The sequence below is a fragment of the Marinobacterium jannaschii DSM 6295 genome (assembly GCF_000620085.1).
Classification (GTDB): Bacteria; Pseudomonadota; Gammaproteobacteria; order Pseudomonadales; family Balneatricaceae; genus Pontibacterium; species Pontibacterium jannaschii.
The window spans coordinates 296,585-314,187 of record NZ_JHVJ01000004.1; the positions used below are offsets into that span (position 1 = coordinate 296,585).

Consider the following 17,603-nt stretch of genomic DNA (forward strand, 5'->3'; position numbering starts at 1 on the left):
CCAGCTTAGTTGTTGGCGGCTTGTTCTGCTTCTTCAGCCAGCGATTTCAGGTCTTCGTAGCGGTTACCGATACGTGGGTGTACACGGCCGCCATCAGACGCGCCCAGGCAGATCACCAGCTCATCTGCGGCAGGAGCATCTTCGATCGCCATTTCCAGGGTGATGTAGTGAGAACGGAAGCCTTCGTCATCTTTGTGCATCATCGGGATCTGAATGGAAGTGCCAGGACCGCCACGCTTGTTGGTAAATGCCAGGTAGCTCTGAGCGTCAACGGCGTTGCGGTAGTGGTTACCAAAGCGCAGGGTATGAACCACTGCAGAGGCATGCTCGATTTCACCTTCGGCACCAACAACAGCCGCCTTACCGTAAGCTTCGATGTTGGCTGTACCGCCAATGTACTTGCCGACATATTCCACTATCAGGGCACCCAGGTCGGAGCAGCTGGCTTTGATTTCAGGACTCAGGTCTTCAACAAAACCACGACCATGCCACGGGTTCTTGATGATGGCTGCTACGCCGACCATGGTGACTGGCTTCTCCGCTGCCTTACCACCCTCGATACGGGTTTCTTCAATGGTGGTAACGATTTTGCGAATTTCAAAGCTCATCGGTGTTTCCCTCTGTAACTGTCTTTTCGGTATGAAAGGGCTTACAGCCCCATCTCTTTTTATGCAGGCACCCGGGTGCCGGAGTTGGTCAGGCAGGTCAGTGTCAGTTGAAACTAACTGGCTTTGGTCTGCGCTGTAATATGGTATACCATAATATAGTACAGCGTCGTCACCGATTGCAATCGCAATTGATTCAGTGATGAGACTGGACCAAATCAGTATTGCGCTCTGGTTGTATGGCTGAGCAGGTAGGGGGGTATAAGTGAACCAATCGGTATCGACGGCAGAGGTTGCGGCAACGGAGATTGTCGTCCTGCTTTATCCGCGCTTTGTGATGAGCGACTTGTTAACTGTCACTAATTGGTTGAGCAAGGCCAATGAGATCAGTGCCAATGGCGAGCTTCAGCGGACGCTCTTTCACTGGCGCCTGTGCTCGAATGAAGCGCCGCTGGTCGTAGCTGATAACGGCATGGTACTCAGCACCCTGGCCGATCCGGCTGCTCTGGATCGGGTTGATCAGCTGATCGTACTGGGCGCAGAGGTGCAGGAGAGTATGCAGAGCTTGGCCCGGCTGGGGTGGGAGCAAGTACCGGTCATTGAGCTTACGCAGCCCAAGGTGCTGAGAGATGATCGGGTTGCGTCACCTGCCGCGGTAGCTGAAAAGATGGCTGCGTTGGTTGTGCCTAGATTGTCTCCGGCGCAGGCAGAGCGACTGCTTGCCCAGTGCTCAATCCAGGGACCGCTGGGGCAGGTGAATGTGGATGATGGTCGCGTTCATCGTGCCTTACAGCTGATGCAGCAGAATCTGCGTAAGCCGCTGAAGAATTGCCAGATCGCTGAGAAAGCTCACCTATCGGTCCGCCAGCTGGAGCGGCTCTTCCGGCGCTACTTTGATGAGACGCCGGCGCGATACTACCTGCGGATCCGACTGCAATCGGCACGCAGGCAGTTGCAGGAAGGGAGTCGTAGTGAGCATGATGTCGCACTGGCCTGCGGTTTTGCTTCACTGGCCTATTTTCGCAAACAATATAAGGCACGCTTTGGTATCACTCCGGGTTACGAAGCGGAGGCCGCCCGCTGAGCGTAGACGGCGCAAAAAATCCAGAGAGCAATAAGATAGCCCGGCTTTTGCCGGGCTATCTTATTGGGTTGTGCTGTCGCTGTTATTTGAACGCAGGCATTACCTGGTCGATAAACAGCTGCAGAGACTTCTTCTTCTCTTCATGGGAAAGGCTGTTATCAGACCAGAAGCTGTACTCGGTAACGCCCAGCTCCTCATAGCGCTTCAGGCGCTCAATGACCTGTTCCGGTTTGCCGATCATCAGATTATTGCGCAGTACTTCCGGCGCAAAATCGGCCATCTCATCTAGCTCAGCTTCACTTATTGGCTGGCAGAAGCCATTTTGAGGTTCCTGGTCGTTGCGGAACCAGCCCTGGAAGTAGGAGTACCAGCGGCGGATGCCGTTAACACCGGTTTTCCAACCATCTTCATCGTCATGAATATAGGTGTGGCGCAGGCACATCACTTTAGGCCGCGCTTTGTCAGGGTGTTTAGCGCAGGCTGTATGGTGCTTGTCCATCAGGTCGGCCACTTCCTCATCCGACTTAAACAACGGCGTGATCATCACATTGCAGTTGTTTGTCACCGCCATTTCATGGGATTCCGGAGAACGGGCGGCCTGCCAGATCGGCGGATAAGGTTGCTGTATCGGTTTTGGTACTGAGGTTGAGGTTGGGAATTTCCAGCACTCGCCGTCATGGGCATAGTTGCCCTGCCACAATTTCTGCAGGGCGGGCAGCATCTCGCTGAGATACTTACCGCCATCCGCTGCAGACTCGCCGTTTAGCATGCGGTCGAACTCATATTGATATGCGCCACGGGCTATACCAAATTCAAGCCGGCCATTGCTCATGATATCGACCAAGGCCGCTTCACTGGCCAGCTTTACCGGGTGCCAGAAAGGTGCCACCACGGTGCCGGTGCCAAGGCGGATATTCTTTGTCAGCGGTGCCAGATAGGCCAGGAAGGAGAAAGGATTCGGACCGATGGTGAATTCCATTGCATGGTGCTCGCCAATCCAGGCAGTTTCAAAACCTGCTTCATCCGCGATCTGAACCAGCTCTACCAGTTCGTTCATCAACTCCTGGTGTGGCTTGTCTTCATCATAGCGTTCCATCTGGAGGAATAGAGAGAATTTCATGGCGTTGCTTAAACCTCTTTCTTATTTTAGCAGCCGGTTTGATGCTCTGGTCTGGCTATGGCTTAGCGCCGCCGAAACATCAGAACTAACCGGTCCGGATCTGATTAGTGAATACGCATATGATGGTATACCATAATACTGGATGTCAAATTTGATCTGGAACAATTTTTTCAGGAATCTCTGCTGCGCGTTACCGACTTGGATCGGCCTGTGGTGTTTGGCCATTGTCGGGGGAGGTCAACCCGGGGGCATGTAACTCAGAGGCATACAGTTCTATGTAATAGCGGTTTTCATTGCATAGCCTGTCACCGGTACAGCTATTTCGGTTCAGGGTGTTGAATATGCGGAAAACAATTGGTCAGAGGTAGGGGGGGAGCAGTCGCCAAAACCTGTCCCGTCAATGCCGGTAAAGGCTAAAGGCCTGTTCGGATTGCGGCTGGTTATGCTACCGGGTCGAGCCTGTCAAATAGGGGCGGACGGTTTGGATGTGCGGGATCACTCCGGAGGGCAGGCAGTGTATCGCTCGCAGAGTCGGTGGTCCTAAGGAGGAGAGCGTAGCCGCAGCCAGGTGCTTGTCCGGAGCGCTGCTGGCTCCGGATTGTTTCAGTACTGGCTGCTACAGGCGACGGAAAGGATTAACTGGCTGAAGGTTTCTTCCGCTTCATCATCGGTGCGTTGCCGTCGTCATTTATACGTTCGGCAGCGAGTTTACGGCTGTAGCTTTTTTCCTGGCGCTTAGCCGGTTTGTTGTGCTTATCCGGACCCTGAGTTGCGGTTTTAGCGCCGTTTTTGGCCTTAGGCGTGTATTTCTTTTGCGCGGGCTTTTTCTTCGCAGCCGGTTTCAGACCTTTGAACTTAGCTTCCAGGCCTTCGACAGTGCTGAAACTGATGGTTTGTTGCAGGAATTTCTCGACCCGCTTGAAGGCATCCCAGTCTTTCGGGCCGACCAGTGACAGGGCTTCACCCTTGGTGCCGGCACGGCCGGTGCGACCGATACGGTGTACATATTCTTCTGCCTGTTTGGGCATATCGAAATTGATCACCAGCGAGACCTGTAGCAGGTCCAGGCCGCGGGAGGCAACGTCGGTGGTAATCAGCACCTGCTGCTGACCACGGCTGAAGCTGTCCATAATCCGGTTGCGCTCCGCCTGGCTCATATCACCGCTGAGGGCGGCCGCTTTCAGGCCGTCTTCCCGCAGCAGGCTAGCCAGTCGATCGGTGTCGGCGCGGGTGGCGGTGAAGATAATCGCCTGCTGGAAATCTTCAGTGCTGAGTATTTTGTTCAGCAGTGCCTGTTTGTGATTCAGCTGATCACAGAGATAAAAGCGCTGTTCGATATCCTGATGTTCGGCATTGGCGGCACCGACGGCGACGCGCTTAGGGGCTTTCAGCAGTTTAGCAGCCAGGCTGTCTACTTCCGCATGGTCTAACGTGGCGGAGAACATCAGGGTCTGGCGCAGACGGTGGTCTGCAGCGGTATTGATCTGTTCCAGCTCTTTGGCAAAGCCGAGATCAAGCATACGGTCAGCTTCGTCCATGATCAGCAGCTCAAGGCCGTGCAGTGTCAGCGAGCGCTTTTCCAGGTGGTTAGCGAGCCGTCCCGGTGTCGCAACGATAACCTCAGGCTCTTTGATCAGCGCCTTGATCTGGTCATTGAAATTTTCGCCACCCAGCACCAGAGCGATATTGATACGTGAGCCGCTGGTCAGGGAGCGCAGTTGCTGGAAGACCTGCTTCGCCAGCTCGCGGGTGGGTGCCAGAATCACAGCACGGGGATCGCGTTTGCTCAGGGCACGTGACTTCATCAGGCGCTGCATGGTTGGCAGCAGAAACGCCAGGGTCTTACCGGAGCCGGTTTTCGAAGACGCTATCAGGTCGTTACCTGCAAGTGCGGCCGGAATCGCCCGGGCCTGTATCTCGGTCGGTGTATCGATACCCATATGCTTCAGTGTATTGAGAAGGCGGGGGTCCAGTTTGAAATCGGCAAATTGCTCAGCGTACTGCGTCAACATCGTGCTCCGGTTAATACGGCGGTAAATTTCTGAGGCGCTATTATGTCAGCAAATCTCACCGAGATCAGGCTGAAGTGGTGCTATTGCCGAATATTTAGCATGGAAGGCCCGATGAGAAGGGGATGAGTCAATATGCAGGCCGGATAGTGATTCGAAGCGATAATCCCGATGATGACAGGTGTCTCTGGCAAGCGAATGTTGTTTCTAGGACAGGGCTAAGTGCAATTACAAACAGCAAAAAAGCCCCGCAACATTGCTGTTACGGGGCTTTTTTGCTTTCAGCTGATCTTAGCCGTACTGTGCTGCCAGTTCATCCACGGCTTTACGCGCCAGCGGTGTCAGCTGGCTGCCGTCGCTGTTAGCGTATGCCACGATTTGCTGTTTCATGGTACGGGCCCAGAAACGCATCAGGTGGTTGGACACAATCTGCACCGACTCGGCTTCATCGCCGTGGTGCAGGTTGTTATCGGCGATCTGATTCGCCATGTGAATGAGCTGGTCGAGTTGTGAATGACTCATTTCGCGTGTTCTCCGCAATCAGTGTCCCCGGTGCTGTGACCCGGGCTGTAGCTGACATGTCGTTGTGGTCGGGCAAAGCCGATCAGTTGCAGATTGGCATCCCGTGCCAGTCGCAGGGCAAGGCCTGTAGGGGCAGAGACGGCCACCAGGGTGCCGATACCGGCGCTGGTAACTTTCTGTACCATCTCGTAGCTGGCGCGGCTGGAGACCAGAGCGAAGCCCCGGCTCCGGTCAGTACCGCTGCTTGCCAGCGCTCCGATCAGCTTGTCCAGGGCATTGTGCCTGCCCACATCTTCCCGTACCAGCAGGATCTCGCCCTCGGCGGAGCACCATGCCGCACCGTGACAGGCGCCAGTAGCGGCCTGCAGCGGCTGGTGTTGCTCCAGCTGGTGTACGGCTTGCTGTACCGCCTCATCACTGATGGCGGCCTGACGGCTGACTTCAGTGGCGGGGCGTACGGCTTGCTGCAGCGATTCGGCGCCGCAGAGTCCGCAGCCGGTGCGACCGGTGAGGTTGCGGCGTTTCTGCTTCAGCTCGGCCTGACGCTGGGCTGAGATGGTCAACTGCAGCCCAATGCCATCGGGATGTTCCGTTTCGTCGATCTCATAGAGTTCGGATGGTGACTGGATAATCCCTTCGGTCAGGCTGAAGCCCAGCGCGAAATCGGACAGGTTATCCGGTGTACACATCATCACGACATGGGAGATGCCGTTGTAGACCAGTGCGACGGCGACCTCTTCGGCCACCGTATCATCGGCCTGACTGACCTCACCATGTTGCCAGCGGCTGACCGTGACATCGCTTTTCGGCTGCATCACGATTACCTCCGGCGTCGACAATTCAGGACAGGGGCAGGCTGTCATTAGTGACCGGCTCCGGCAGGCTGCTGACGGCCCTTCTCCAGAAAATCAAGCTGCTGCTCGGTAAAGGCTTCGAACTGTTTCTGCCATTCGGATGGCTGAGACACTTTCTCGACCTGCACCGCAGTCACCTTGTATTCCGGGCAGTTGGTCGCCCAGTCGGAGCTGTCAGTGGTAATCACGTTGGCGCCACTTCCCGGATGGTGGAAGGTGGTGTACACCACGCCCGGTTGCATCCGTTCGCTGACGACAGCACGCAATACGGTCTGGCCGGAGCGGCTGGTGATACCCAGCCAGTCACCGTCCTGGATGCCGCGATCTTCGGCGTCAACCGGATGTACTTCCAGTACGTCCTCGTCGTGCCATGCCTGGTTCTCGGTACGGCGGGTCTGAGCCCCGACATTGTACTGGGACAGGATTCGACCGGTGGTCAGCAACAGTGGGAAGCGACGGTTGGAGCGTTCTTCGGTGGCCACATATTCGGTGACAGCGAAGTTACCCTTACCGATCGGGAAGTCCACTTCATGCATGATCGGCGTACCGTCAGGGTGGTCTTCGTTACATGGCCACTGGATGCTGCCCATCTCTTCCAGACGCTCGTAGCTGACGCCGGTGAAGGTCGGAGTCAGGCTGGCGATCTCATCCATGATTTCAGATGGGTGGCTGTAGTTCATTTCGTAACCCAGGGCATTGGACAGCTCGACAGTCACTTCCCAGTCTTCCTTACCGGCCAGAGGCGGCATCACCTTGCGAACGCGGTTGATACGGCGCTCGGCATTGGTGAAGGTACCGTTCTTCTCCAGGAAGGTAGAGCCCGGAAGCAGCACGTGGGCGAACTTGGCGGTTTCGTTGAGGAAGATATCCTGTACCACCAGACATTCCAGCGCCTTCAGCGCCGCCTCAACATGCTGGGTGTTCGGATCGGACTGGGCGATATCCTCACCCTGTACGTACATCGCCTTAAAGGTACCGGCAATGGCGGAGTCGAACATGTTCGGGATACGCAGGCCCGGCTCGTGATCCAGCTCGACACCCCAGACTTTCTCGAAGCGGCCACGGGCTTCGTCGTCGGCAACATGCTGGTAACCCGGCAGCTCGTGCGGGAAGGAACCCATATCGCAGGAACCCTGTACGTTGTTCTGACCACGCAGTGGGTTTACGCCGACACCTTCGCGACCGATATTACCGGTAGCCAGTGCCAGGTTAGCGATACCCATCACCATGGTGGATCCCTGGCTATGCTCAGTTACACCCAGACCGTAGAAGATGGCACCGTTGCCGGCTTCAGCGTAGACGCGAGCAGCTTGGCGCACATCGGCCGCCGCTACGCCGGTGATATCCTGCATGGCTTCCGGAGAGTTACGCTCTTCACGGATAAACGCCTGCCACTTCTGGAATGCCTTGTCGTCGCAACGTTCGGCGATGAACTGCTTGTCTTCCAGTCCCTCGGACATGATCACGTGTGCCAGCGAGTTAACCAGCGCCACGTTGGTACCCGGCCGCAGGGGCAGGTGGATCGCATCTTTCAGGTGCGGTGTTTTCAGCAGGTCGATCTTACGCGGGTCGGCGACGATCAGCTTGGCGCCTTCGCGCAGGCGGCGACGCATCATGGAGCCGAATACCGGATGGGCGTCGGTCGGGTTAGCACCGATGACCAGCATGGCATCGGCATACTTAACCGAATCGAAGGTCTGGGTACCGGCGGATTCACCCAGGGTGGTCTTCAGGCCATAGCCGGTCGGGCTGTGGCAGACACGGGCGCAGGTATCGGTGTTGTTGTTACCGAAACCGGCACGGATCAGTTTCTGAACCAGATAGGTCTCTTCGTTGGTACAACGGGAGGAGGTGATACCCCCGATGCTCTCGCGACCGTACTTAGCCTGGACCTCTTTCAGGCGGGTCGCGGCGAAGGAGATCGCTTCTTCCCAGCTGACTTTACGCCAAGGCTGATCGATGGAGTCACGAATCATCGGCTCCTTGATACGGTCCTTATGGGTGGCATAGCCGAAGGCAAAGCGACCTTTGACACAGGAGTGACCCTGGTTCGCCTCACCGCCCTTGTAAGGCACCATGCGCACAACCTGGTCGCCCTTCATATCAGCTTTGAAGGAGCAGCCAACACCACAGTAGGCACAAGTGGTCACAACACTGTGCTCTGGCTGGCCCATATCGATCACGTTGTTCTCGATCAGTGTCGAGGTCGGGCAGGCCTGAACACAGGCACCACAGGAGACACAGTCGGAATCGAGGAAGTCTTCATCCTGGCCGGCAGCGATCTTGGAATCGAAACCACGGCCATCGACGGTCAGTGCGAAGGTACCCTGTACCTCTTCACAGGCACGGACACAGCGGGAGCAGACGATACATTTGCTCGGATCGAAGGTGAAGTACGGGTTGGACTTGTCCTTTTCCGCTTCCAGGTGGTTGTTACCCTCGAAGCCGTAACGGACTTCGCGCAGGCCAACCGCACCGGCCATATCCTGCAGCTCGCAGTCACCGTTGGATGGACAGGTCAGGCAGTCCAGCGGGTGGTCGGAGATGTACAGCTCCATGATGTTGCGGCGCAGCTTGCCCAGCTTTTCATTCTGGGTGGTTACCTTCATACCCTGCTCGGCAGGGGTGGTGCAGGACGCTGGCAGGCCGCGACGGCCATCGATCTGTACCGCACAGAGACGGCAGGAACCGAAAGCGTCCAGGTTATCGGTGGCGCACAGCTTAGGGATATTGATATCAGCCAAGGCTGCGGCGCGCATCACGGACGTGCCTTCAGGTACGCTGATCTCGACGCCGTCGATCTCCAGCGTTACCTGCTTTTCAGACAGGCTGGCCGGTGTACCGTAATCTTTATTAGGGTCAAAGTACTGAAGCATGATTATTCACCCCGTGCCTGTTGGTTTGCTTTGGAGATATCTTCCGGAAAGTACTTGATCGCGCTCTGTACCGGAAACGGTGTCATGCCGCCCATGGCACAGAGGGAGCCGTCGATCATGGTTTCGCAGAGATCTTCCAGCAGTTCCAGGTTGGCTTCGACATTGTTGCCAGCGCGGATCTTATCGATTACCTCGACGCCACGGGTGGAGCCGATACGGCAAGGTGTACATTTACCGCAGGACTCAGCAACACAGAACTCCATGGAGAAGCGCGCCTGCTCGGTCATATCTACAGTATCGTCGAAAACCACCACGCCGCCGTGACCCAGTACCGCGCCGACTTTGGAGAATTCTTCATAGTCCAGCGGGGTATCCCACTGACTTTCCGGCAGGTAGGCACCCAGCGGGCCGCCGACCTGGATCGCACGCATCGGACGACCGCTGGCGCTGCCGCCACCGAAATCTTCAATCAGTTCGCGCAGGGTCAGGCCGAACGCCAACTCGACCAGGCCACCATATTTCAGGTTGCCCGCCAGCTGGAACGGCAGGGTACCGCGGGAGCGACCCATGCCGTAGTCAGCGTAAGCCTGACCGCCTTCGGCCATGATAAATGGCACGGCTGCCAGCGACAGGACGTTGTTGACGACGGTTGGCTTGCCGAACAGGCCTTCGATCGCTGGCAGGGGTGGCTTAAAGCGTACCAGGCCGCGTTTGCCTTCGAGGGACTCCAGCAGGGAGGTCTCTTCACCGCAGATATAGGCCGCCGCACCGAGGCGAACCTCAAGGTGGAAGGTCTTGCCGCTGCCGAGGATATTCTCGCCCAGGTAGCCAGCGTCATTGGCGTTGGCGATCGCTTCGTTCATGATCTGGTGAGCGACCGGGTATTCCGAGCGCAGGTAGATGTAACCCTGATCGGCACCCACCGCGAGACCGGCGATGGTCATACCTTCGACCAGCATCAGCGGGTCAGCTTCCATCACCATACGGTCGGCGAAGGTACCGGAATCACCCTCGTCGGCATTGCAGACGATATATTTCTGCGGACCGGCGCAATCGTGCACGGTCTGCCACTTGATTCCGGTCGGGAAGGCCGCACCACCACGACCACGCAGGCCGGAGGCTTTGACTTCGTCGACGATCTGCTGACCGCTCACGGCCAGGCTCTTCTCCAGGCCCTTGAAGCCATCGTGAGCCTTATAGTCCTCGATGGAAACAGGATCGGTGATACCGGCACGGGCGAAGGTCAGACGCTGCTGCTTCGCCAGGTAAGGAATCTCTTCCGGGTTACCCAGTGAGAGGGCGTGGCCGTCGCTGCCATCCAGCAGGCCGGCCTCGAACAGGGACGCGACATCGCGGGCTTCAACCGGACCGTAAGCAACACGACCGGCGGCGGTTTCTACCTCAACCATCGGTTCGAGCCAGAACAGGCCACGGGAGCCGTTACGCACCAGCTCGATCTCGGCGCCGCGAGCCGCGGCTTCGTCCTGGATTTTCTGTGCGACTTTCTCGCCGCCCAGCGCCAGGGTTGTGGTATCGCGCGGGACAAAAATCTTAACCGCCATTACTTCACCTCCACAGCGACAGTGGTCAGCTCATCAACCAGCTGATCGAATTTCTCCGGTGTCACGCGGCCGACAATCTCGTCACCGATACGGACAGAAGGGCCGCAGGCACAGTTACCGAGGCAGTACACCGGTTCCAGGCTGAACTCTTTGTCCAGAGTGGTGCCGTGGTAGCCTACGCCCAGCTTCTCTTTGACGTGGGCTTCCAGCGCACGTGATCCACGTGCCTGGCAGGCTTCAGCGCGGCAGATCTGCAGCGTGTTACGGCCCGGTGGCGTCTGGCGGAAGTGGTGGTAGAAAGTAATAACCCCATGCACTTCAGCACGGGTCTGGTTCAGGGCGTCTGCAATCATCGGAACCGCTTCAGGGGGAACATAGCCCTGAGAGTCCTGAATACCATGCAAAATGGGCAGCAGAGCGCCCGGTTTGTCTTTGAGTGAGGCGATCACTTCCTGCACCGCCTGAGGGTCCCATTGCGAGATGCCGCTCATAATCTCTCACCTTTCAAGCATTTATAGTTCTTATCGGCATTAAATATGTACAAAAGTGCATATTTAATGGTTAATTTTTCGTCATTGATGGGGCAAACTTAGCATTAGTAGGGGTTTTAAGAAATATGAAAACATATGCATATTAAAAAAGTTCAGGTTGTTCCCACCTGGTCATTCCGTGACGAAAGCGGTAATCAGCTCGACCCGCAACTGTTTAAGCTGCTGCGGGCGCTGGAAAGTCACCGCAAACTGACTGCGGCGGCCCGGGAGGCAGACATATCTTATCGCCACGGCTGGAATCTGCTGAACAAGTGGGCGGCCTTTTTCGGTACGCCGCTGGTCGAGTTGCAGAAGGGCAAGGGCGCCTGGCTGACCCCGCTGGGTGAGAAGTTACTCTGGGCGGAGAAGCGGGTAATTGCCAGACTGGAGCCGCAGTTGGATAACCTGGCGTCGGAACTGAATATGGAGATCTCCCGTACTCTCGAAGGGGTGCGTCCACAGTTGCGCCTGCATGCCAGTCATGGTTATGCGGTGGCATTATTGCCGCGCTTTGCTGATCAGCTGGAACTGGACCTGCAATATGTCAGTGCCGAAGATGCGCTGGCGGCGCTGAATCGCGGTAGCTGTGATGTGGCTGGCTTTCATGTGCCGATGGAGATGATCAGCGATAAGCTGGCACAAACCTACAGTAACTACCTGAAACCACGCGGCCATAAAATCATCCGCTTTATCAGCCGGCGTCAGGGACTGATCGTCAAACCCGAAAATCCACTGAATATAGACAGCGTTGTGGATCTGGCCAGTCATGAGGTGCGCTTTATTAACCGCCAGAAAGACTCCGGTACCCGTGCCCTGCTGGATGAATTGCTGGTCCGGCAGGGAATCAGCGCGGCTGCTATCGACGGATACCTGAGTGAGGAGTTTACCCATTCGGCGGTGGCGGCCTATGTGGCCTCGGGTATGGCGGATGTCGGCTTTGGCGTTGAGGCCGCTGCCGAACAGTTCGGACTGGGCTTTGTCCCCGTCACCACTGAATATTATCTGATGGTCTGTCATCAGCGGGCGCTGGAACAGGAAGCCACCCAGCGCCTGATACAGCTGATTCGGGGGGATGCGTTCCAGCAGGCCGTCGCTGAATTGCCGGGTTACCGGCCGGATCATTGCGGTGAAGTGATATCAGTAGAGGAGATGTTTGACTGGTATCAAAAGGGAAGTGCATAGGGAGGGCTGTCAGTGATAAGCGCGGTACAGATTTTCGGCTAGACTGTTGCATGCAATTAACAGTTGTAAAGCTTTCGTTATAGCTATTTGTTAGTTGGTTTGCGCCGTTTAATCGTTATAATTTCTGATCGAATTTTTTCAGGTACTTTGAGGCTGATGCAAAAAGGGCGTAGAGAGCTAATCCGGGCGGTGGCACAGGGTCTGATCGCGGCTGTACTGATGACCGCAGGAACTGTTCAGGCAGACCCTGAGACGGATCTTCCCTACGGGGTCGCTAAGGGTAACGAAGAACTGCTGGTAAAGAGCCTGCAGAACCTGCGCGCCCATGACTTCGACGGGGCGTTGCAGAGTATTGAAGCCCTGACCGCACAGCGCCCTGATTTTCGTCTGGCCCAGCTGGTGTATGCCGATCTGATCGCCTCCAGGGGGGCCGCCCTGACCGGAATCGGCAATCAGAGCGCCGACCAGGATAAGCTGAAGGGGCTTATCTCCGAAGCAAAGGCGCGTCTGCTGATCGAGATGGAGAAGCCGTCCGCCGATATGGTACCGCAGGCGATGGTGATGCTGGGTGAAGATCAGCCGTCGGTCATCGTGATTGATACTCGCCTTTCGCGCCTGTTTCTGTTCGAAAACAGGGCCGGGCAGCCGCATCTGATCAAGGACTTTTATATCTCCTATGGTCGTGGCGGTGTGCGCAAGGAAAAGCGGGGGGACCTGAAAACGCCGCTGGGCGTCTACTTTGTTACCAACCGGCTGGAGGATCGCCAGCTACCTTCCCGATATGGCTCGGGTGCGCTGCCAATCAACTACCCTAATGTCTGGGATGCCCGGCACGGCCGCACCGGCAGCGGTATCTGGGTGCATGGCTCGCCACTGGAAACCTACAGCCGCTCGCCGCTGGCCAGCGAAGGCTGTATCTCTCTGACTAATCCGGACTTTGTGGAACTGGATAGTCTGGTGGATATTCGCAATACGCCGGTGCTGATCGGTGAAAATGTGCGCTGGATGCAACGCGGCGACTGGCTGGCTCAGCAACAGGAGTTCAGTGGTTTGTTGCAGGACTGGAAACAGGTCTGGGAGGCACGAGATCTGGAGCGTTTCCTGACCTACTACTCGCCAGGCTATAAAGACAGTCTCGGTGGTATCAAAACCTTCAGTGGCCGTAAGACCCGGGCGATAAAAGCCAAGAGCTACATCCGGGTGAAGATGGACAATGTCAGCCTGTTCCGCTATCCGGATAATCCGGACCTGATGGTCGCGACTTTTCATCAGGACTATGAGAGCTCTAACTACAACGGCACTATGATCAAGCGCCAGTACTGGGTGCGTGAAGAGGGACGCTGGCGAATCAGCTATGAAGGTAAGCCGTCACGTGGCCGTCAATAACATTGCCGCTTAGCTGACGCTGGTCTCTGCCGGTCAGCCCCCGCCGAAACTGTCCCGCTGACGTGCTGCCATAAATTTTCTGTAAGTCGCTACTGCCAATATCTGCGGTCAGAGAGAGCCCCTGTCTACAGGGATTTCTCTCTGACAATGCGCCAGCCATCATCCAGCAGGATCAGCTGAATCTGCTTCTGGGTGCGATCGCTGTAGTTATCCGAACTGTAGCGCTGCATAAACAGTACATCGGCCTGTTTGCCGGAGCGCAGGTAAACCTTAATATCACTCAGTTCCACCTTGATAAAACTCGGCCGGGTCAGGCGGCTGTGGCGCTGGCGCTTCCAGCGTTCATGGCTGAGTCCGTTGTCGGGACGGTAGTCCGGCGCATAGGCCGCGATATAGTCTTCAACATCCTGTCTCTGCCAGGCGTCGGCCCAGAACCGGACCCGCCGTAACGCAGATTCTTTCAACTCTGCCGCGGTCAGCTCCTTTGCCTCGGTTACTACTGATGGCGCTGCTGTGTTTGTCGGGGCCTCGGCCTCGGCGTTATCCGCTGCAGCGTTCTCCCCGGTATCGGTTGCGGCAATCACCGCTTGCGGTTGTGAAGCGGCTTGCGCTGGAACCTCAGCTGATCTGACTGCAGAGTCTGCTGCAGTAACTGTCTCGCTGACAGCCGGCTCGGGTGACTGCTGCGGTTCGGTGGCTGGCGCGGAATCCGTTTCATTGCCGCTGCTGGCCTGTTCAGGGCGGCTCACCGGTTCAGCATTATCAGCGTCTGTTGCAACGGCAGTGGCTGGGCTGCGGGTTTCAGCCTGAGTTTCGCTATCGGCATTTACCTGCTGCTCTATGCGGGCCAGCGTTGCGATGATCTCCTGCTCGGAGCTGTCGGGCTCTGCCGTAGCCTGTTGGCTGTCCTGACCCAGACTATCGCTGGCGGCAACCGCTGTATCCGCAGCAGTGTCTGCAGTTGTGTCCTGCGGCTGGCTGGTCTGTGCCGCGGCCAGTTCCGCGACGGTTTCGCTGACACTCTTAGCCGGTATAAAGGGCAGTGGTCCCGGGGACTGTTGCTTGCCTTCCATGCTCAGGGCCGCCATTTGTGGCGCGATCACCTGGGTTTCAAGATCCAGCGCCTTGCTGTAGGCCTGAGAAGCCATAGTGGCATAGAGCTCACTGAGGTTCTTCTGCACATTGGCGTAGCTTGGGTGGGTATCAAATGCCTTCAGCAAAGTGTCCACCGCAGCTTTGTAGTCGCCACGGGCGGCGATCAGTACCGCCATATTATTCAGCGGCTCAGGCCGTTCCGGATGGTCGCTGATCAGCTGTTTCAGAAGCGCTTCTGCCTCAGTCTGTTTGTTCAGCTGCAGCAGGATCTGGGAACGGGTGAGCCGGGCAGAGAAATGCTCTGGCTGGCTGAGCAGCAGGGTATCGACATTCTCAAGTGCCTGCTTTGGAAAACCGTCGCTGGCCAGTTGCTGGATATTTGCCAGCTCTTTATCCAGTGAAGGCTGCACTACTGCAGGTTGTGGCTCTGGTTTGGTCAGGGTTTCGGTGGTAGCGGGTTCGGAGATGACTGTGATTGCCGTTGAGGGGGTGTCTGATCCGGTTGTCGCCGGCATGGGTGGCTTGTACGTCAGAGCATATACACCGGCACCGGTCAGTGCAGCGGCGATGGCTGCAACAATCCATGTTTTTCGCGCAACAGGTTGAGTAGGCATAGATCCAAGTGAAGCTATAGGTTTCTGAAATGGCGCATAGTATAACTGCTATAGGATGACAGCTGTATCCTATAGCAGCAGATCGGTGATGGTTAACGCTGGGATGCGGTTGACAGTGCCAGGCCGGCGGCAATCAGTGCACTGCCGGTAACCCGCCCCTGCATGCGTACGGCTTTCTCTTTTTTCAATAGCGGCCGCAGGCGTGAGGAGAGCAGGCTGTATCCGGTCATCACGGCCCAGTCGACCCCGGTCAGGGTGAGGCCGATGACCAGCATCTGCACCAGCTGAGGCTCGGCCGGATTCAGAAACTGCGGTACCAGGGCCACCAGAAATACCATCCCCTTGGGGTTGGTGATATTGATCAGCAGGCTCTGCAGGAAGGCTTTCCTGCCACCGGCACGGGGGCCGCTGTCCAGATCCAGTCCGCCGCGCTGGCGCCACTGCTGGATGCCGAGCCAGATCAGGTAGGCGACACCCACCCATTTGATCAGATTGAACAGGGTCATTGAAGTGGCGACCAGGCTGCCAAGGCCGACCGCGACCACAATAAACTGCACGCCATAGCCACTGATCAGGCCGAGGATAGCTGGCTGGGCACGCAGGGGGCCATGGCTGATGCCGTAACTCATGGCGGTGACAGCACCGGCACCGGGCGAGAGGCTGATCAGTATAGAGGCGGCTAACAGGGTCAGCCAGATTTCAATTGACATGTTATGTTCCCTAAAACAAAACAGCCACCCGAAGGTGGCTGTTGGATAATCAACTCAGCGTCGCTTCGTTACTCGCCTTGTTCGCGGGCAATCGCACGGTAGGCGATATCGTTACGGTAGAAGGCTCCGTCCCAATTGACCTGTTTAACCAGATCATAGGCGCGTTGCTGAGCTTCGGTAACCGTATCGCCCAGTGCAGTAACGCAGAGTACGCGGCCGCCTGCAGTGACAACTTTGCCGTCTTCCAGCTTAGTGCCAGCGTGGAAAATCTTAGTGCCTTCAGGGCATTCCGCAGGGGCTGTGATCTCAGCACCTTTGGCATAGCTACCCGGGTAGCCGCCAGCGGCCATCACGACACCGACAGAACGACGAGAATCCCACTCAATGCTGGTCTGGTCAAGCTTCTGTTCCAGGGCCGCCAGGCACAGCTGGCTCAGGCTGGATTTCAGGCGCAGCATGATCGGCTGGGTTTCAGGGTCGCCGAAACGGCAGTTGTACTCGATAACCTTCGGCGTTCCGTCCGCTGTGATCATCAGGCCGGCGTATAGGAAACCGGTGTATTCATTGCCTTCTTCCGCCATACCGCGGATGGTTGGCATGATCACCTCATCCATTGCCCGCTGATGGATTTCCGGCGTTACTACCGGGGCAGGGGAGTAAGCGCCCATGCCGCCGGTATTCGGGCCGGTATCGCCGTCGCCTACACGCTTATGGTCCTGGCTGGTGGCCATTGGCAGTACATTCTTACCATCGACCATGACGATGAAAGAGGCTTCTTCGCCTTCGAGGAACTCTTCGATCACCACGCGGCTGCCGGCATCGCCAAAGGCATTGCCAGCCAGCATATCCTTGATCGCGTTCTCGGCTTCTTCCAGGGTCATCGCAACGATAACGCCTTTGCCCGCAGCCAGGCCGTCGGCTTTAACCACGATCGGAGCGCCTTTCTCGCGCACGTAGGCGATTGCCGGATCGATCTCGGTGAAGTTCTGGTACTCTGCCGTTGGGATCTTGTGACGGGCCAGGAAGTCTTTGCTGAATGCTTTGGAGCCTTCCAGCTGGGCCGCGCCAGAGGTTGGGCCGAAGATCGCCAGACCGAGGCTCTGGAAATGGTTCACAACACCGGCAACCAGCGGTGCTTCAGGGCCGACGATGGTCAGGTCGATACTGTTTTCCTGCGCGAAAGCCGACAGGCCTTCCAGATCCATCACATCGATAGCAACGTTCTGCAGTTTATCTTCCTGTGCAGTCGCGGCGTTACCCGGAGCTACAAACACCTGCTCAACGGAATCGTCTTTCGCGGCTGCCCAGGCCAGTGCGTGTTCACGACCGCCGGAACCAATTACAAGTACTTTCATCTTTATAGAATCCTTTAAGACTAAAAAAGCCCGGGCTGGTCAAAACCAATCCGGGCTTCAGGCTTTCAGGCTTGCAGCTGCAAGCTTACAGCTGATGCC

At 56.9% G+C, this 17,603-nt stretch carries 14 protein-coding genes; 3 read left to right on the plus strand and 11 right to left on the minus strand.

All coding sequences use genetic code 11. The annotated features are described in order from the left end of the window. Nucleotides 1-5: 5 nt before the first annotated feature. Nucleotides 6-608: an amino acid synthesis family protein gene (locus Q354_RS0102995; RefSeq protein WP_027856329.1), complete on the minus strand. Its 603-nt coding sequence runs from the start codon at nucleotides 606-608 to the stop codon at nucleotides 6-8. A gap of 262 nt (nucleotides 609-870) precedes the next feature. Here Q354_RS0102995 and Q354_RS0103000 point away from each other — a divergent pair, with 262 nt between their 5' ends. Continuing rightward, nucleotides 871-1,689: a helix-turn-helix domain-containing protein gene (locus Q354_RS0103000; RefSeq protein WP_027856330.1), complete on the plus strand. Its 819-nt coding sequence runs from the start codon at nucleotides 871-873 to the stop codon at nucleotides 1,687-1,689. An 82-nt stretch (nucleotides 1,690-1,771) separates the two neighbouring features. Here Q354_RS0103000 and Q354_RS0103005 read toward each other — a convergent pair whose 3' ends face one another. The 7 genes from Q354_RS0103005 to Q354_RS0103035 form a co-directional block, all read right to left on the minus strand. After that, a complete protein-coding gene (locus tag Q354_RS0103005; RefSeq protein ID WP_027856331.1) occupies nucleotides 1,772-2,809 on the minus strand; it encodes an LLM class flavin-dependent oxidoreductase in 1,038 nt (345 codons plus the stop codon). Nucleotides 2,810-3,444: 635 nt separating this feature from the next. Beyond that, the gene (locus tag Q354_RS0103010) at nucleotides 3,445-4,821 is read right to left on the minus strand and encodes a DEAD/DEAH box helicase (RefSeq protein ID WP_036228332.1); all 1,377 of its coding nucleotides are present in this window, start codon (nucleotides 4,819-4,821) and stop codon (nucleotides 3,445-3,447) included. A 288-nt stretch (nucleotides 4,822-5,109) separates the two neighbouring features. Next, nucleotides 5,110-5,340, minus strand: a complete 231-nt coding sequence (locus Q354_RS0103015) for a formate dehydrogenase subunit delta (protein ID WP_027856333.1) — start codon at nucleotides 5,338-5,340, stop codon at nucleotides 5,110-5,112. Beyond that, nucleotides 5,337-6,155, minus strand: coding sequence for a formate dehydrogenase accessory sulfurtransferase FdhD (fdhD, locus tag Q354_RS24390; RefSeq protein WP_211252197.1), 819 nt, complete (start codon nucleotides 6,153-6,155; stop codon nucleotides 5,337-5,339). Before fdhD ends, Q354_RS0103015 begins: the two co-directional genes overlap by 4 nt. Nucleotides 6,156-6,202: 47 nt before the next feature. Next, nucleotides 6,203-9,070 (minus strand): formate dehydrogenase subunit alpha, encoded by a 2,868-nt coding sequence (gene fdhF / locus Q354_RS0103025; RefSeq protein ID WP_027856334.1) that lies wholly within the window; start codon nucleotides 9,068-9,070, stop codon nucleotides 6,203-6,205. Between the two features lie 2 nt (nucleotides 9,071-9,072). Beyond that, nucleotides 9,073-10,632 (minus strand): formate dehydrogenase beta subunit, encoded by a 1,560-nt coding sequence (locus Q354_RS0103030; protein ID WP_027856335.1) that lies wholly within the window; start codon nucleotides 10,630-10,632, stop codon nucleotides 9,073-9,075. Then, nucleotides 10,632-11,123 carry a formate dehydrogenase subunit gamma gene (locus Q354_RS0103035; RefSeq protein WP_027856336.1) on the minus strand — a complete coding sequence of 164 codons (492 nt, stop codon included), beginning with the start codon at nucleotides 11,121-11,123 and terminating at the stop codon, nucleotides 10,632-10,634. Before Q354_RS0103035 ends, Q354_RS0103030 begins: the two co-directional genes overlap by 1 nt. 141 nt (nucleotides 11,124-11,264) lie before the next feature. Between Q354_RS0103035 and Q354_RS0103040 the strand changes: the two genes are divergently transcribed. Then, nucleotides 11,265-12,344, plus strand: a complete 1,080-nt coding sequence (locus Q354_RS0103040; RefSeq protein WP_036228401.1) for a substrate-binding domain-containing protein — start codon at nucleotides 11,265-11,267, stop codon at nucleotides 12,342-12,344. 156 nt (nucleotides 12,345-12,500) lie between these two features. Beyond that, entirely contained in the window at nucleotides 12,501-13,730 is a 1,230-nt protein-coding gene (locus Q354_RS0103045) for a L,D-transpeptidase family protein (protein WP_036228333.1), read from the plus strand. A gap of 125 nt (nucleotides 13,731-13,855) precedes the next feature. On the opposite strand, the gene Q354_RS0103050 is transcribed toward Q354_RS0103045, so the two are convergent. The 3 genes from Q354_RS0103050 to purD form a co-directional block, all read right to left on the minus strand. Next, a complete protein-coding gene (locus tag Q354_RS0103050; RefSeq protein ID WP_027856339.1) occupies nucleotides 13,856-15,439 on the minus strand; it encodes a tetratricopeptide repeat protein in 1,584 nt (527 codons plus the stop codon). 92 nt (nucleotides 15,440-15,531) lie between these two features. After that, nucleotides 15,532-16,149 carry a LysE family transporter gene (locus Q354_RS0103055; RefSeq protein WP_027856340.1) on the minus strand — a complete coding sequence of 206 codons (618 nt, stop codon included), beginning with the start codon at nucleotides 16,147-16,149 and terminating at the stop codon, nucleotides 15,532-15,534. Between the two features lie 68 nt (nucleotides 16,150-16,217). Next, the gene (purD, locus tag Q354_RS0103060) at nucleotides 16,218-17,504 is read right to left on the minus strand and encodes a phosphoribosylamine--glycine ligase (RefSeq protein WP_027856341.1); all 1,287 of its coding nucleotides are present in this window, start codon (nucleotides 17,502-17,504) and stop codon (nucleotides 16,218-16,220) included. Nucleotides 17,505-17,603 lie beyond the last annotated feature (99 nt).

What these genes read in the sequence shown, in the direction of transcription:
- Q354_RS0102995 (WP_027856329.1), bottom strand. Translation starts at nt 608, where the DNA reads ATGAGCTTTGAAATTCGCAAAATCGTTACCACCATTGAAGAAACCCGT.
- Q354_RS0103005 (WP_027856331.1), bottom strand. Translation starts at nt 2,809, where the DNA reads ATGAAATTCTCTCTATTCCTCCAGATGGAACGCTATGATGAAGACAAG.
- Q354_RS0103010 (WP_036228332.1), bottom strand. Translation starts at nt 4,821, where the DNA reads ATGTTGACGCAGTACGCTGAGCAATTTGCCGATTTCAAACTGGACCCC.
- Q354_RS0103015 (WP_027856333.1), bottom strand. Translation starts at nt 5,340, where the DNA reads ATGAGTCATTCACAACTCGACCAGCTCATTCACATGGCGAATCAGATC.
- fdhD (WP_211252197.1), bottom strand. Translation starts at nt 6,155, where the DNA reads ATGCAGCCGAAAAGCGATGTCACGGTCAGCCGCTGGCAACATGGTGAG.
- fdhF (WP_027856334.1), bottom strand. Translation starts at nt 9,070, where the DNA reads ATGCTTCAGTACTTTGACCCTAATAAAGATTACGGTACACCGGCCAGC.
- Q354_RS0103030 (WP_027856335.1), bottom strand. Translation starts at nt 10,632, where the DNA reads ATGGCGGTTAAGATTTTTGTCCCGCGCGATACCACAACCCTGGCGCTG.
- Q354_RS0103035 (WP_027856336.1), bottom strand. Translation starts at nt 11,123, where the DNA reads ATGAGCGGCATCTCGCAATGGGACCCTCAGGCGGTGCAGGAAGTGATC.
- Q354_RS0103045 (WP_036228333.1), top strand. Translation starts at nt 12,501, where the DNA reads ATGCAAAAAGGGCGTAGAGAGCTAATCCGGGCGGTGGCACAGGGTCTG.
- Q354_RS0103050 (WP_027856339.1), bottom strand. Translation starts at nt 15,439, where the DNA reads ATGCCTACTCAACCTGTTGCGCGAAAAACATGGATTGTTGCAGCCATC.
- Q354_RS0103055 (WP_027856340.1), bottom strand. Translation starts at nt 16,149, where the DNA reads ATGTCAATTGAAATCTGGCTGACCCTGTTAGCCGCCTCTATACTGATC.
- purD (WP_027856341.1), bottom strand. Translation starts at nt 17,504, where the DNA reads ATGAAAGTACTTGTAATTGGTTCCGGCGGTCGTGAACACGCACTGGCC.